Annotated in this window: 15 protein-coding genes; 13 read left to right on the top strand and 2 right to left on the bottom strand. The window is 71.1% G+C overall.

Features of this window, described 5'->3' with window-relative positions; translation table 11 throughout:
- Positions 1-821: 821 nt before the first annotated feature.
- Positions 822-1,619 carry an HAD family phosphatase gene (locus tag HH310_RS39215; RefSeq protein ID WP_169180817.1) on the bottom strand — a complete coding sequence of 266 codons (798 nt, stop codon included), beginning with the start codon at positions 1,617-1,619 and terminating at the stop codon, positions 822-824.
- Positions 1,620-2,261: 642 nt separating this feature from the next.
- Between HH310_RS39215 and ssd the strand changes: the two genes are divergently transcribed.
- From ssd to HH310_RS39175, 8 genes are all read left to right on the top strand, one after another.
- The gene (ssd, locus tag HH310_RS39210) at positions 2,262-3,314 is read left to right on the top strand and encodes a septum site-determining protein Ssd (protein WP_312034615.1); all 1,053 of its coding nucleotides are present in this window, start codon (positions 2,262-2,264) and stop codon (positions 3,312-3,314) included.
- Positions 3,311-4,501, top strand: coding sequence for a TadA family conjugal transfer-associated ATPase (locus HH310_RS39205; RefSeq protein WP_169180815.1), 1,191 nt, complete (start codon positions 3,311-3,313; stop codon positions 4,499-4,501). Before ssd ends, HH310_RS39205 begins: the two co-directional genes overlap by 4 nt.
- Entirely contained in the window at positions 4,498-5,166 is a 669-nt protein-coding gene (locus HH310_RS39200) for a hypothetical protein (protein ID WP_312034614.1), read from the top strand. Before HH310_RS39205 ends, HH310_RS39200 begins: the two co-directional genes overlap by 4 nt.
- A complete protein-coding gene (locus HH310_RS39195; protein WP_169180814.1) occupies positions 5,163-5,348 on the top strand; it encodes a hypothetical protein in 186 nt (61 codons plus the stop codon). Before HH310_RS39200 ends, HH310_RS39195 begins: the two co-directional genes overlap by 4 nt.
- Positions 5,345-6,043: a type II secretion system F family protein gene (locus HH310_RS39190; protein WP_248294853.1), complete on the top strand. Its 699-nt coding sequence runs from the start codon at positions 5,345-5,347 to the stop codon at positions 6,041-6,043. Before HH310_RS39195 ends, HH310_RS39190 begins: the two co-directional genes overlap by 4 nt.
- A gap of 207 nt (positions 6,044-6,250) precedes the next feature.
- Positions 6,251-6,379 (top strand): DUF4244 domain-containing protein, encoded by a 129-nt coding sequence (locus HH310_RS39185; RefSeq protein WP_211193206.1) that lies wholly within the window; start codon positions 6,251-6,253, stop codon positions 6,377-6,379.
- Positions 6,376-6,693, top strand: coding sequence for a TadE family type IV pilus minor pilin (locus HH310_RS39180; protein WP_312034613.1), 318 nt, complete (start codon positions 6,376-6,378; stop codon positions 6,691-6,693). Before HH310_RS39185 ends, HH310_RS39180 begins: the two co-directional genes overlap by 4 nt.
- Positions 6,694-6,710: 17 nt before the next feature.
- On the top strand, positions 6,711-7,079 hold the full coding sequence (locus HH310_RS39175) for an Rv3654c family TadE-like protein (RefSeq protein WP_312034612.1): 369 nt from the start codon (positions 6,711-6,713) through the stop codon (positions 7,077-7,079).
- On the opposite strand, the gene HH310_RS39170 is transcribed toward HH310_RS39175, so the two are convergent.
- Positions 7,015-9,414, bottom strand: a complete 2,400-nt coding sequence (locus HH310_RS39170; RefSeq protein ID WP_396027573.1) for a DEAD/DEAH box helicase — start codon at positions 9,412-9,414, stop codon at positions 7,015-7,017. The two genes, HH310_RS39175 and HH310_RS39170, sit on opposite strands and share 65 nt — an antisense overlap.
- Before the next feature lie 142 nt (positions 9,415-9,556).
- Between HH310_RS39170 and HH310_RS39165 the strand changes: the two genes are divergently transcribed.
- The 5 genes from HH310_RS39165 (at position 9,557) to HH310_RS45930 (ending at position 14,510) form a co-directional block, all read left to right on the top strand.
- A complete protein-coding gene (locus tag HH310_RS39165; protein ID WP_169180811.1) occupies positions 9,557-9,916 on the top strand; it encodes an STAS domain-containing protein in 360 nt (119 codons plus the stop codon).
- Entirely contained in the window at positions 9,913-10,353 is a 441-nt protein-coding gene (locus tag HH310_RS39160) for an ATP-binding protein (RefSeq protein ID WP_169180810.1), read from the top strand. The genes HH310_RS39165 and HH310_RS39160 overlap by 4 nt, the downstream gene beginning before the upstream one ends.
- A gap of 213 nt (positions 10,354-10,566) precedes the next feature.
- On the top strand, positions 10,567-12,936 hold the full coding sequence (locus HH310_RS39155) for a sodium-translocating pyrophosphatase (RefSeq protein WP_169180809.1): 2,370 nt from the start codon (positions 10,567-10,569) through the stop codon (positions 12,934-12,936).
- Between the two features lie 94 nt (positions 12,937-13,030).
- The gene (locus tag HH310_RS39150) at positions 13,031-13,561 is read left to right on the top strand and encodes a hypothetical protein (protein ID WP_169180808.1); all 531 of its coding nucleotides are present in this window, start codon (positions 13,031-13,033) and stop codon (positions 13,559-13,561) included.
- 16 nt (positions 13,562-13,577) lie between these two features.
- Positions 13,578-14,510: a hypothetical protein gene (locus HH310_RS45930; protein WP_396027572.1), complete on the top strand. Its 933-nt coding sequence runs from the start codon at positions 13,578-13,580 to the stop codon at positions 14,508-14,510.
- Positions 14,511-14,686: the final 176 nt, after the last annotated feature.

Raw genomic sequence — 14,686 nt, 5'->3', positions numbered from 1 at the left:
TCGAAATCGGGCCCCGAACCTCGGCGGCCAAAGCCACAAATCCGGGTAAAGCCACCGTCCACATGAGACCCACGTTCAAGATGTGGCCATCCCAGACCGAATAGTGGAACTGCTCAGCTGTTTCGCGCGCCGCTCACCCTGCGATGAGTTGGCCTTTCGTGGCGGACCGGCGAGGGCTGTCGCTGTGGGGAGCTGAGACGTTCCGGCAGTGGCGGGTGCCCACACCTGGTGGGGGCGCCACGGTGTGGGGAACCGCGGCCTTGCAGGCGTCGCGCCTGCCCACGCGGGGGTGGGGGTGGCCGTGGTGTGGGGAACCGCGGCCTTGCAGGCGTCGCGCCTGCCCACGCGGGGGTGGGGGTGGCCGTGGTGGGGGGAACCGCGGCCTTGCAGGCGTCGCGCCTGCCCACACCCGGGTAGGGCGGCCACTGTGGGGAGTTGGGGCCTGCCTGGGCCTAGCGGCGTCGCCTCGCACGGGGACTCCCGGCCGACGGAACCAGCCGAACAGTCACCTACTGCGGTCGGTCTAATCCGGATAGTGAGACTGCCGCCATGTGCCGGGGCGATCAGCTGGACCGGACGCGCGACGCTCATCTGGAGAGGGTGCGTCCTGCGCTGATTCGGCCGGGCGCTGCGAGCGGCAGGTGTCCCTTTGCCGCGGCTCCGGTGGATCGGGCTGCGGGGATCCAAATTCGACAATGGCTGAATTGACCTGACGGAACTGTCGCGACTGGGTTTTGTGGCGGGACAGCCCGGTGGGGCGTGTGGAGATGTTGTTGCAATCGGCCGGGCGTGGCCCCGGGGACCTTTCGAACGGGCGTACGTTATGCCATTGCTTTGATTCGGCGGCGGCGTGCGTATAAGGCTAAGCCGATTGCCGCGGTGACGCCGACGCCTAAGACGGCCGCCACCGGAACGGCGGGGCGGTCGCGTAAGCGGCGTCCGAGCGGGATCGGATGGCGGAATTCGAGGATGGGCCAGCCGCGTTCGACGGCATGACGGCGTAACGATCGAGAAGGGTTGACGGCGCTCGGGTGACCGACGGCTTCCAGCAGTGGAAGGTCGCTGCTCGAGTCCGAATAGGCGTAACATTCGTCCAGGTCATAACCGCGTGCAGCGGCCATTTCCCGTACGCCGAGGGCCTTGCTCGGGCCCGCCGCATAGAATTCGACCTCACCGCTGTATCGACCGTCGACGATAGTCATTCGGCTGGCGATGACGTCGGTGATGCCGAGCAGTGCGCCGATCGGGCGGACCATTTCGTCGCCGGACGCCGAGACCAGAACGACATCGCGGCCGGCCGCTTGATGTTCCGCTATCAGGGCCGCCGCCTCGGCGTACACATAAGGGTTGATGAGCTCGTCGAGCGTTTCCGCGACGATCTGCTGGACCTGATCGACGCGCCAGCCCTTGCACAATGCGGCCAGATAGTCGCGGGTGCGGGCCATGGCCTGTTCATCGGTGCCGCCGCCGAGCCGGAACATCAGTTGCGCGTACGCGGACTTGACGACATCGCGGCGGTTAATCAGGCCGTCACGGTAGAACGGCCGTCCGAAGGCCAGCGCGCTGGACTTGGCGATGACGGTCTTGTCGAGGTCGAAAAACGCGGCGCTCAGGCCCACGGTGCGGAAGTGTAGCGGCACGCGGCTCGGTCAAGTTGCCCGCGGCGCGGCGCGTTCCGGCCGGTGGTGACGCGCTGTGAAATCGGTCAGAGAGGCAGGTCTATCGCAGCGCGCGACAATCAGTACTCGACTGCGGTGCTCCCGTGGTGCATGCTTGTCTTGTTGCGATCGGGATTCACGTTGTGTCGGTCGCCCTCTGCTACTACGACCCTCGGTGGTTGCGCCCCCCGCGATCACCGAGACGATTCGGCTCGACCCCCCCGGAGCCGAATCCTAGGACGACCCCCGTCTCCCCCGACGGGGGTCGTTCCCTATGCACCGTCCGCGTTGTCTTCGGCGGCGGTCAATCCGAAAAACTCGGTCAAACCGGTCACTGAGAGTGCTCGGCAGACGGCCGGTGTCGGATTTGTGACCACGAACCGGACTCCCGAGTCGGAGGCCGCGCGGAATCCCTCTCGCACCCGCTTCAATTCCGAAAGCCACGAATAGCAGATCAGTCCCCGGCGTGTGGGTTTTCCACAGCTTTCGGAGTTATCCACAGCCCGGCGATCTCTCGTTGCCGCCCCGACGCGGCTCCCGCGAAGGTGGGCGCCTCACCCGCACCGCCCGCGTTGGAGATCCACAATGTCCCTTCCGCTTGTTGTGACCGGCGATCCCGATCTGCTCGACGACCTGCTGCGCCTGGCCGCCGCCGGCGGCACCGAGGTCGACGTGGCCTGCGATCTCGTGGCGGCCCGGCATCAATATCCGGCCGCCCCGCTCGTGCTCGTCGGCGTCGATCAGATCGGCGCGTGCTTGCGGGCGCGATTACCCCGGCGCCGACGAGTGGTTCTCGCCGGTCGTGGCGAGCTACCCGATCCGGTGTTCGACGCTGCCCGGGCGCTGGGCGTCGATCACGTCATCACCCTGCCGACGGCCGAGGCGTGGGTGGTCGACCGGTTCTCCGAGCGACCCGCGTCCGCTGTGTCGGACGGACGGATCCTCGCGGTGATCGGCGGCCGGGGCGGCGCCGGTGCCAGCATCCTGTCGGCGGGCCTGGCCGTGACCGCGGTGACGGCCGGCCACCGCACGCTGCTGATCGACGCGGATCCGCTGGGCGGCGGCCTCGATCTGGTCCTCGGCTGGGAGAACGTGGACGGCCTGCGCTGGTCGGCGCTGGCCCGGTCCGGTGGCCGGGTCGATCCCGCCGCCCTTCTCGACGCGTTGCCACATCGCGGCGATCTCGTGCTGCTCTCGTTCGCCCGCGACCAGGGTCCGCTGATGCCGGCCGACGCGATGGCGGCGACGCTCGACGCCGGTCGCCGCCGGCGCGACGTCATCATCGCGGATCTGCCACGCCAGATGGACGACGCGTCGGTGCTCGCGCTGCAAGCGGCCGATCGCGCCGTGCTGATCGTGCCGGCCGAGTTGCGGGCGGCCGCCGCCGCGTCCCGGGTCGTCCGCATGATCCGGGCGCACCGCGACGATCTCTCACTGGTGGTGCGCGGCCCGGCGCCGGGCAAGCTCAAGGCCCGCGAGGTGGCGGCCGCGCTGCATCTTCCGCTGATCGGCACGCTGCGGCCGGAACCGGCCCTGTGCGAGGCACTCGAACGCGGCCACGCGCCCGCCCGCGACGGCAAGGGCTCGCTGGCGATCCTCTGCAAGCGGCTGATCACCGACCTGGTCGGCGACGAGCGCCCGGCGGTGGCGGCATGAGCGGGTACGAGACGGTCGTCGGGCGAGTGCGCCGGCAGTTCGCGGCCGACGGCGTGGAAGCGACACCCGCGGCGGTGGTGCGGGCCGTGCGTCGTGACGCGGGCACGGCGGCGCTCGGCGACCGGACCGTTCTGCGCCTCGCCGACCGAGTGCACGACCAGCTCGTCGGCGCCGGTCCGCTGGCGCCGCTCCTCGACGACCAGGACGTCACGGATGTGCTGGTCAACGGCGTCGAGGTCTGGGTCGACCGAGGGGCGGGCCTGCAACGAGCACCGGTCACGCTGCGAGATCCCGATGACGTACGCCGGTTGGCCCAGCGCCTCGCGGCCGCCTGCGGACGACGGCTCGACGACGGCCAGCCGTTCGCTGATGCGCGGCTCCCCGACGGCACCCGCCTGCACGCGGCGCTCCCGCCGGTGGCGACCGGCGGGCCGTATCTATCGTTGCGCACCTTCCGCCAGCGGCCGTTCAGCCTGGGCGACCTCGTCGACCACGGCACGGTCGCGCCGACCGTGGCACCGGTGCTGGCGGCCATCGTCGCGGCCCGGCTGGCCTACCTGGTCACCGGCGGCACCGGCAGCGGCAAGACGACGCTGCTGTCCACGCTGCTCGGCCAGGTTCCGCCGACCGAGCGGATCGTGCTGGTGGAGGACGCGGCCGAGCTGCGGCCGGTGCATCCGCACGTGGTCGGGCTGCAGGCGCGTACGGCCAACGTGGAGGGTGCCGGCGCGATCGGCCTGACCGACCTCGTGCGGCAGGCGTTGCGGATGCGCCCCGACCGGCTGGTGGTCGGGGAGTGCCGAGGCGCCGAAATCGTCGATCTCCTGGCCGCGCTGAACACGGGCCACGACGGTGGTGCGGGCACGCTGCACGCCAACGCGCCGTCCGACGTGCCGGCCCGGCTCGAAGCGCTCGGGCTGCTGGGCGGGCTGCCACGGGCGGCACTGCACGCCCAGGTGGTGGCGGCGTTGCAGGTGGTTCTCCATCTTCGGCGTACGGATCGGGGCCGCGTTCTCGAGTCGATCAGCGTCCTGCTGCCGTCCGGCGAGCCGCGGCTCGCGACGGTCGTTCCGGCCTGGCGGCGGCTGCGTGGGGCCGGGCCGGCGGCGCCCGCGCTCGCCCGGTTGCTCAGCGCGCGTGGGGTCGCCGTGCCGTCCGTTCTGGAGCCGCCCCGGAGCGCGTCGTGACCTGGTATCTCGCGGCCGCGGCTCTGGTGCTCGTCTGGCCGGTGCGGCTTCGGCTGGACCGCGTCCGGCTGGGCCGCCTGATAGTGGCGGCCGGGCCGCGGCGGCTCGTCGGCGGCTCGGTCGGGTTGCTGGCGGTGCTCGGGCTGCTCGCCGGTGGCCCGGTCGGCGGCGTGGTCGCCGGTGCCTACGCGGCTCTGGGCGGCCGGGCGTTGCTCCGGCGGTCTCGTCGGCGGGCGGCTGCCGCTTCGCGAGCCCGCACCCTCGACGACCTCGCGGGCCTGGCCGCCGACCTCCGAGCGGGGCTGCCGCCGACCGCGCTCGCGTCGACCGACCGCGTCGGGCAGTTGACCTCGGCGGTCTGGCGGCTGGCCGAGCGGACGGGGGCACCGGCGGCCGATCTGGTCGAGCGGATCGAGGCTGACGCCCGGGCGCAGGATCGCGCGGCCGTCGCCGCGGCGGCCCAGGCGGCCGGTGCGCAGGCCACCGCGATGCTGCTGGCGGCGCTTCCGTTGGGCGGGATCGGGCTCGGGATCTCGATGGGGGCGGATCCGGTCGGGGTGTTGCTGCATACGCCGATCGGTGCGGGCTGCGCGGTCGCGGCCGTGCTGCTGCAATGCGGTGGGTTGCTCTGGTCCGAGCGTCTGGTGGCGGGGGTGTCCTCGTGACGGACCGATGCGCGCTGATCGAGTTCCTCGGGGCCGCCGGTCCGGCACGAGTGCCGCTGCGGGTGTGCTGCGTGTTCAGCCTGCTGGAGCACGGGGAGAACGCGCCGGTGTGCGCACTGGAACAAGAGTCCGTGCCGTTGGCCGAGCCCGCCTTTTCGGCAGAACCGGAGCCGGTGCCATGACCGCGCTTCTGACCATTGCGGCCGCCCTCCTGCTCGCCTTGCCGATGGCGGGCCGGGGTAGCGCACGACGACGGCTCGCCAAGCTTCACCCGGCGGCGAACGAGACCCGGACCCGCATCCTTCTCTCGCTCGGCGCGGGGCTGGGGACGGCCACGCTCGCCGGCGCCCGATGGGGCATCCCTTCAGGTGCGGCGGCGGGCATCGGAGCGTATTGGCTGCTGGGTCGGCGCGAACCGGCCCGGCAGCGGCGCGAACGGCTCGCCGCGGCGGCGGATCTGCCGCTCGGCACCGATCTGCTGGCGGCGGCCCTGCGCGCCGGTGCCCCGGTGGAGCGGGCCGCGGCCGAGGTCGCCGGCACGCTGGAAGGGCCGCTCGGTGAGCGCCTCGCCCGGACCGCCCGGTCGCTCAAGCTCGGCGCCGAACCGGCCGAGGCGTGGGGCCACCTCGCCGACGTCGACGGCGCCGCGCGGCTGGTCGGGGCCGCCATCCGATCGAGTTCGAGCGGCGGTGCGCTGGCCGGAGCCCTGGGCCGGCTCTCCGACGACCTGCGCGCGGCCCGGAACGCCGCGGCGGAGGCGCGCGCCCAGCGCGCCAGCGTGCTGATCGTGCTGCCACTCGGGCTGTGCTTCCTGCCGGCGTTCCTGCTGGCCGGCCTCGTGCCCGTCGTTTATTCGCTGCTCGGCGGCGTCCTGTGACGCGGCGTCCTGTGACGCGGCGTCCTGTGACGCGGCGTCCTGTGACGCGGCGTCCCGTGATGCGGCGCCCGATGACTCCGTGACCCGTCCGTCACGGCAATCCCGGCAGCGGCCCGTCGCTGCCATGCACCACTACCGAAGGAGAACCACGTGCGCAAACTGTTCGCCAACGTCGCCCGGCTGCGGGGCGAGGCCGCGGACGCCGGTATGACCACCCTGGAGTACGCGGTCGGCACGCTGGCCGCGGTCGGCTTCGCCACCCTGCTGTACAAGGTCGTCACGAGTCAACACGTCATGCAGGGGCTCACCGGACTGATCGACAAGGCCATGAAGTGATCGGGCGCCGGTGGCCCGGTCGCGACCGGGGATACTTCACCGCCGAGCTCGCGGCCGGGCTGCCGGCGCTCATGGTGCTGCTGATCGCCGGCCTGGGTGCGGTCTCGGCGGTCGCGACGAAGGCGCAGTGCCAGGACACGGCGCGTGACGCGGCGCTGGCGGTGGCCCGCGGCGAAACGCCGCCGCACGGCTCGCACGTCGAGGTGGACGCCGACACGGTGACCGCGAGTGTGACCGCTTCGGTGCCGCTGCTTCCCAAGGTCACCGTGCATGCGACGGCCACGGCGGCCCGCGAGCCGGAGGCGGTGCGGTGAGGGCGCGGGACGGTGGGGTGAGGGCGCGGGAGTGCGGGGCGGCTTCGATTCTGCTGCTCGCCATCGGGCTTGTCCTGGTCGCCGCCGGGGTGGCGGGAGCGGCCATCGCCGCCGGGCTGGTGGGCAACCATCGGGCGCGCGCCGCGGCCGACCTCGGGGCGCTCGCCGGGGCGGGGCGAGCGATCTACGGGGCGGAGGTCGCGTGCGCGCGTGCGGGGCAGCTCGTGACGGCCAACGGCGGGCGGCTGACCGGGTGCACGGTGACGGGGCTGGAGGTCGTCGTCGCGGTGGCGGTGGACGTGCGGCCGCTGCCGGGGCTGCTCAGGCGGGCGACGGCGGCTGCGCGGGCCGGTCCGGTGTACGCCGTGGACGGCCGAGCTCGGTGAGGACGACGTCCAGCACGGACACGGCGCCTTCCTTGTGCAGAGGGTTGTTGCCGTTGCCGCACTTGGGGGACTGGACGCAGGACGGGCAGCCGGTCTCGCAGCCGCATGCGTCGATCGCTGACCGGGTCGCGCGCAGCCACTCGGCGGCGGTGGCGTACGCGCGCTCGGCGAAGCCGGCCCCGCCCGGGTGGCCGTCGTAGACGAAAACGGTCGGCGCCTCGGTGTCGGCGTGGTTGGCGGTGGACAGGCCACCGATGTCCCAGCGGTCGCAGGTGGCCATCAGCGGGAGGAGGCCGATCGCCGCGTGTTCGGCGGCGTGCAGCGCGCCCGGGAAGTCGGCCGGCTCGATGCCCGCGGCCTCCAGGGCGGCGGGCGACACGGTGAACCAGACGGCGACCGTGCGCAGGTCGCGGACCGGCAGGTCGAGCGGCTTGGTGTCGATGACCTCGCCGGAGCCGATGCGGCGGCGCTGGTACGACACCACCTGGCTGGTCACCTCGACGTCGCCGAGGAACATGCCGACCGGGCCGGCGTCGACGTATTCGCGTACCCCCAGAACGGTCAGGTCGACCACCTCGCGGGCGTGCGTGGACCACTCGGGCTCGTGCTGGCGGACCAGCGCGATGGCGTCGTCGAGGTTCAGGTCGTCGACCACGAAGGAGACGCCTTGATGCAGGTAGACGGCACCGGTGTGCAGCATCATGTGGGACGAGCCGTGGTCCACGGTGCCGAGCAGCCGGCCGGTCGACGACTCGACGACCGAGACCGGGGGACCGCCGGCGCCGCGCAGGTCGACGTCGGGGCGGCCGGGGTGGGTCCAGTACCAGCCGGAGGGCCGGCGACGCAGCGCGCCCGACTCGGTGAGCCCGCGCACCGCCTCGCGGGCCACGTCACCCCCGAACAGTTCGAGGTCGGCCTCGGTGATCGGGGCCTCGGAGGCGGCGCAACAGAGCTGCGGACCGAGCACGTACGGGTTGGCGGGGTCGAGCACGGTCATCTCGACCGGGCGGCCGAACAACGCCTCGGGGTGGTGCACGAGATACGTGTCGAGCGGGTCGTCGCGGGCGATCAGCACGGCCAGGGCCTCGCCACCGGACCGTCCGGCCCGGCCCGCCTGCTGCCACAGCGACGCCCGGGTGCCCGGGTAACCGCAGATCAGCACCGCGTCGAGTCCGACGAGATCGACGCCGAGTTCCAGCGCGTTGGTGGAGGCCAGGCCGAGCAGGTCACCGGAGAGCAGCGCCCGTTCGATCTCCCGGCGGTCCTCCTTGAGATAGCCGGCTCGGTACGCGGCCACCCGCGCGCCCAGCCCGGGAACGGCCTCGTCGAGCGAACGCCGGGCCACGGTGGCGACGACCTCGGCGCCCCGCCGCGACCGGACAAATGCGAGGGTGCGGGTGCCAGCCGCGACGGCGTCGGTGAGCAGGTCGGCGGTCTCGCGCAGGGCCGACCGGCGCACCTGCGGAAGCTCGACCTCGGCCAGGCCGCCAGACATTTCCGAAAAATCAGGAGCGGCGGCGGCTGAAGCGGGCGACGGCGGCAGCAACGGCGGCTCCCACAGGGCGAATGTCACACCCCCGCGCGGCGACGCGTCCGAGGTCACCTCCGCCACCGGGAGCCCGATCAACCGGGAGGCGGCTCCAGCGGGATCACCCGAGGTCGCCGACGCCAGCACAAACGTCGGCGCACCCCGGTATCGAGCCGCCAACCGGCGCAGCCGCCGGATCACATGCGCGACGTGGGAGCCGAAAACCCCTCGATAGGCGTGGCACTCGTCGATCACCACGTACGCGAGACGGCGCAGGAAGGACGCCCAGCGATCGTGGCCCGGCAGGATGCCGTGGTGCAGCATGTCGGGATTGGTCAGCACGAAGCGCGAATGCTGCCGGATCCAGTCGCGTTCCTCGCGAGAAGTGTCACCGTCGTATGTGGCCGGGCGCACACCGTCGAGGCCCAGTCGCGCGACCGCCCGCAGTTGGTCGGCCGCCAGTGCCTTGGTCGGCGAGATATACAGCGCCGTCGCTCGCTCGTCGGTCAGCAGCCGGGTGAGCACCGGCAGCTGATAGGCCAGCGATTTGCCGGAGGCCGTCCCGGTCGCCACCACCACGTGGGTGCCCTCGTGGGCGAGCGTCGCCGCCGCCACCTGGTGTTCCCACGGCCCGGGAATGGCCAGTGACTCCCGCAGCGAAGGTGCCACCCAGCCCGGCCACGGCACGGTGCGTCCCGGCCGGGGCGGCACGCGTTCCACATGGGTGATCGGCGAGTCCGCCGCCGCTGCGGAACGGGCCCGGAGCCGGTTGAGCAGCTCGGCCGGGCCGAAGGCCGTGGACGTCACGCCGTGCACTGTGACATCGGAATGGCCGGAACCCCAAACGGGTACGACGGAGGGTGCCCGCGTCGCCACATGGCCGACGGTGGTTAGATTCGCTGGGGAGATCGGCTGCCGACATCAGCGTGCCCCGCAGGGAGGAGGAGCGATGGAGCTGTCCCTTGCGACTCGGACCGTCGCCGAGCACACCGTGCTCGAGGTTGGCGGCGAGGTCGACGTGTATACGGCTCCGCGACTGCGGGAGCGGCTCGTCGAGCTCGTCGACGCCGGCGCGCGTGACGTGGTCGTCGATCTCGCGGGCGTCGAGTTCCTCGACTCCACCGGGCTGGGTGTGCTGGTCGGCGCCATGAAGCGGCTGCGGCAGGCCAACGGGAGCTTCGGCCTGGTCTGCTCGAAGGAAGCCTTGCTGAAAATCTTCCGGATCACCGCCCTGGACCAGGTGTTCCCGATCTACCCGACGATCGAGGCGGCGACCCAGGACAGCGACGGCCGCGGTCCGACCCCGTGATGGCGACAGTTCGGCTGTCTTTCTCGCCGGCGCCGGTGCATGTCCGCACGGCCCGGCTGGTCGGTGTGGCGGTGGCCCGGCGTGCCGGGGTCGCCGAGGAACTGCTGGACGAGGTGCGCCTCGCGATCGGCGAGGCGTGCACCCGCGCGGTGGCACTGCACAACCAGTACGGCCTGCCCGATCTGGTGACCGTCGAAATGTCTGATTCGGACTCTTATTCCGTACGTGTTATTGATCACGCTCCGATCGAGGCGAGCGTGGGACTGGCCAAACTGCCGCCGGATGAGCTGGCCGACGAGTCGCTCACCGACGAGGCACTCACCACCGGCGTCGGATTCGCGCTTATCGCCGGATTGGTGGATGACCTGCAGGTTCGTCCCGTCGAGGACGGCCCGGGAACCGAGGTCCGCATGATCTGGCCGGTGTCCCGCAGGTAATAGACCTGCGCCTTTACGCCGAGGCTGCCGCGCTAACACAGCGGCGAACATCACCGCGACACGGCCGGATCAGGGTGTGACCATCACCACGACGGACCTATACAGTACGCGAGTTATCAGCTACTGCTCGGTTGTCGTCTCCCCGTGACGGGGATGCGTCCGGATGGTCTCGTCCGCCGTCCCGGGCGCGGTCGGTGATACAGGAGGACATTGATGTCCGGGACCGAAAGAACCTTAGCCGCGGGCGGGGTGTCCCTAAGTGGGTCGAACGTCACTTTCGTCATCGTTGCGATCGCGTTCGCGCTGATCGCGCTGGCCTTCGCCGCGGTGTTCGTGCAGTCGGTGCTCAAGACAGGCCGGGGCACCAAGAACATGCAGGAGATCGCCGGCGCCGTGCAAGAAGGCGCGTCGGCATACCTGTTCCGCCAGTTCCGCACGCTCGCGGTCTTCGTCGTGATCGCGGTCGTCGTGCTCTTTCTCCTGCCGGTGCACGACACCGACAACGAGACGTGGGTCAAGATCGGCCGCTCGCTGTTCTTCATCGTCGGCGCGGTCTTCAGCTCCTTCATCGGTGGCGCGGGCATGGCGCTCGCGACCCGCGCGAACCTTCGGGTGGCCGCGGCGGCCGGCGAGTCCGGCGGCCGGGAGAAGGCGATGGGCATCGCCTTCCGTACCGGCGGTGTGGTCGGCTTCCTCACCGTCGGTCTGGGCCTGTTCGGTGGCGCGCTGGTCGTTCTGATCTTCCGCAGCGACGCCCCCACCGTCCTGGAGGGCTTCGGCTTCGGCGCCGCCCTGCTCGCCATGTTCATGCGGGTCGGCGGCGGCATCTTCACCAAGGCCGCGGACGTCGGCGCCGACCTGGTCGGCAAGGTCGAGCAGGGCATCCCCGAGGACGACCCGCGCAACGCCGCCACCATCGCGGACAACGTCGGCGACAACGTGGGTGACTGCGCCGGCATGGCCGCCGACCTCTTCGAGTCGTACGCCGTGACCCTGGTGGCCGCACTGATCCTGGGCCAGGCCGCGTTCGGTCAGGACGGTCTGATCTTCCCGCTGATCATCTCGACGATCGGTGTCCTGATCGCGATCCTCGGCGTCTTCATCACGCGGTTGCGTCCCAGCGACCGCAACGGCCTCACCGCGATCAACCGGGCCTTCTACATCTCGGCCCTGGTGGCGGCGGTGGCGGTAGCGGTGGTCAGCTTCTGGCGGCTGCCGTCCACGTTCGCGGGCTTCAACGACGACAGCATCGCGCCGGACATCCTGACCAGCGGCCGCGACCCGCGGTGGGTGGCGGTCGGCGCGGTCGTGATCGGCATCGTGCTGGCGGCGGCCATCCAGGCGCTGACCGGCTACTTCACCGAGACCAACCGGCGGCCGGTGCAGGACATCGGCAAGTCGTCGCAGACCGGTGCGGCCACCGTCGTGCTGGCCGGCATCAGCGTCGGCCTCGAGTCCGCGGTCTACTCCGCCCTGCTGATCGCGGCCGGCGTGTACGGCGCCTTCCTGCTCGGCGGCGCGTCGCTGACCCTGTCGCTGTTCGCCGTCGCGCTGGCCGGCACCGGCCTGCTCACCACGGTCGGCGTCATCGTCGCGATGGACACCTTCGGCCCGATCTCGGACAACGCGCAGGGCATCGCCGAGATGTCCGGCGACGTCGACGAGAAGGGCGCGCAGATCCTCACCGAGCTCGACGCGGTCGGCAACACCACCAAGGCGATCACCAAGGGCATCGCGATCGCGACGGCGGTGCTCGCCGCGACGGCCCTGTTCGGCTCGTACACGAACAGCCTCGCGAGCTCGCTCGGTGAGGCCGGTATCAGCCCGGACCGGGTGGGCGGGGAGATCCTCGGCCTGCTCAACATCGCGAACCCGCGCAGCCTGGTGGGTCTGCTGATCGGTGCGGCAGTGGTGTTCCTCTTCTCCGGCCTCGCCATCAACGCCGTCTCCCGCTCGGCGGGCGCGGTCGTCATGGAGGTCCGCCGCCAGTTCCGCGAGTTCCCCGGCATCATGGACCGCACCCAGCGGCCCGAGTACGGCCGGGTCGTGGACATCTGCACCCGGGACGCGCAGCGCGAGCTGATCACCCCCGGTCTGCTGGCCATCATGGCGCCGATCGCTGTCGGGTTCGGCCTGGGCGCGGGCGCGCTCGCGTCCTATCTGGCCGGTGCCATCGGTGCCGGCACGCTGATGGCGGTCTTCCTGGCCAACTCCGGTGGTTCGTGGGACAACGCCAAGAAGCTGGTCGAGGACGGCGCGTTCGGCGGCAAGGGCTCCGAGGCGCACGAGGCGACCATCATCGGTGACACCGTGGGTGACCCGTTCAAGGACACCGCGGGCCCGGCCATCAACCCGCTGATCAAGGTGATGAACCTGGTCTCGCTGCTGATCGCCCCGGCCGTGGTGGCCTGGAGCATCGGCGACGACGCGAACACCCCGCTGCGGGTGACCATCGCGCTGGTCGCCGCCGCGATCGTCGTGGTGGCCGTGGTGTACAGCAAGCGCAAGCCGATCTCGATGGGCGAGGACGTCCCGTCCACCCCGGCCGGCGACAACACGCCGAGCGCGAAGGTCACCGCCTGATCGTCCACATGGTCATCGAGGGACACCCGGTCACGGCCGGGTGTCCCTCGCCGTGGATATGAGGTTGTCGGACCTTGCCCGTACGCTGCTTCCCATGCGTCCGGCTCGTCCCCTCGCGTTGGTGGTCCTGCTAGCTTTCGCCTCGATTGTCGCCGGCTGTTCCGGCACGCACGGCGCTCGCGCGTGGGCGTCGTCGGTGTGTACCACTCTGGAGCCCTGGCGCACCGAGATCGGCTCGCTGACGACCCGTGCCCAGCAGCAGATGAGCGCGCTCACCACGCCTGGCCAGGCGAAGGAAAACCTGTCCCGGCTGTTCGGCGGCGCCGAGAACGCGAGTGAGAAGGCGCGGGCCGGGGTGGCCAAGGCCGGGGTGCCCGACGTCACCAACGGCAAGCAGATAGCCGACAGTTTCCTCTCGTCGCTGACCGCGATGCGTGACGCGTACGGGAAGGCGCGAACCGGCATCCAGGCGCTCGACACGGCCCGCTCCGAGCCCTTCTACCAGCAGGTGACCAAGGTGGTCGCGCAGCTGCAGGCCGATTATTCGGCCAGCGGGCTGGACACGAGCAAGCTCAACTCGGCCGAGCTGCAAGAGGCCTTCGACGAGCTGCCGGAGTGCCGGTGAGACGGCAACCGGTGAGATGAAGGAACCGGGGTGGCCGCTGATCCCGCGCGAGGGGCTCCCCGCGCCGGTTCCGGCTGCGAAGCGGCGTCTGCCGCCCCGGCCGTCGCCACCCCCGAGCGGTCAGCTGCCGTTCTTCGGCGCGGCGACCACCGAACCATCGCCGGCCGATCTCGCCGGTCTGCTGGCCGGTCCCGGTCGCTTGGGCCGCATGGGCGGTACAGCCCGCGTCACGGTCCCGGTGGATGCCGCCTGGCGGGTCCATGTCCTGGTCGCCGAGCTGGTCAGCCGCGGCTTGGTGGTCACCTGGCGTCCTTTTCCCGTACGCCTGGACGATCCGGCCGATTTCGCCGGAATCGACCCGACCGACCTGTCCCCGCGCGACTCGCCGATCAAGAGTGATATTTCCGGTGAATACGACGAACAGCCCGAAACGCCCGTCGGTGATGTCGAGCACGACGAGCATGAGACGCGTCGCGCCAGCTCAGAGCGTAACGATGCCGACGAATCCGGTGCCGGCGACGCGCCTCGCATCGAGAGTGACGATGGCAACACGGAAAGCGATGACGAGTCGACCGGCGAGAACGACGAGGTTCCGTCCGGCCCCCGGTTCGAGGTCCTCACGGCGTACTCCCGGAGATTGAATGGTCTTGCGAATTTCTGGACCGGCGCAGCCACCCAACTCTTTCTCTCCGGACCTCGGCTCCGGCTCTGGGTGGCGGCCGCCGGCGAGCCCGTGACCGGCGGATACGCGCTCGGCCTGGACCCGGCGAAGGATGTTGTGATGATCGATGCCGCCCTGGTCCGAGCCGGTCTGGCCGGGCGTGTCGCGGCCGACCGGAGCCGGTATTTGATCATGGGCAAGCGACGGCTGCGGCGACTCGCCGAACTCGTCGGCGACCGGCCCGAGGCGGCACCGGAACACCTGTGGCCCGGCGCGGCGGGTGCGTGATCTTCCTGGATTGTGTGCGACACGACGCGGTCTTCGCGGTGTACGGTGTCGCCGTCGGACGCATGCGGTGGCCGGACCGTTACCATCCGACTCCCCGCCCGCCGGGGAATGTGTGCTCGTCCGGCGCGTTACGTTGAAAGTCTGTCCGGAGGGCGGACAGCTGAGCGTGGAATCTT

The sequence above is a fragment of the Actinoplanes sp. TBRC 11911 genome (assembly GCF_012933445.1).
GTDB lineage: Bacteria > Actinomycetota > Actinomycetes > Mycobacteriales > Micromonosporaceae > Actinoplanes.
This window is presented reverse-complemented; position numbering and strand designations above follow the sequence as displayed.

Excerpts from the sequence above, each read along its gene's own strand:
- HH310_RS39205 (WP_169180815.1), top strand. The coding sequence starts at position 3,311 with ATGAGCGGGTACGAGACGGTCGTCGGGCGAGTGCGCCGGCAGTTCGCG.
- HH310_RS39190 (WP_248294853.1), top strand. The coding sequence starts at position 5,345 with ATGACCGCGCTTCTGACCATTGCGGCCGCCCTCCTGCTCGCCTTGCCG.
- HH310_RS39185 (WP_211193206.1), top strand. The coding sequence starts at position 6,251 with ATGACCACCCTGGAGTACGCGGTCGGCACGCTGGCCGCGGTCGGCTTC.
- HH310_RS39165 (WP_169180811.1), top strand. The coding sequence starts at position 9,557 with ATGGAGCTGTCCCTTGCGACTCGGACCGTCGCCGAGCACACCGTGCTC.
- HH310_RS39155 (WP_169180809.1), top strand. The coding sequence starts at position 10,567 with ATGTCCGGGACCGAAAGAACCTTAGCCGCGGGCGGGGTGTCCCTAAGT.
- HH310_RS39150 (WP_169180808.1), top strand. The coding sequence starts at position 13,031 with ATGCGTCCGGCTCGTCCCCTCGCGTTGGTGGTCCTGCTAGCTTTCGCC.
- HH310_RS45930 (WP_396027572.1), top strand. The coding sequence starts at position 13,578 with ATGAAGGAACCGGGGTGGCCGCTGATCCCGCGCGAGGGGCTCCCCGCG.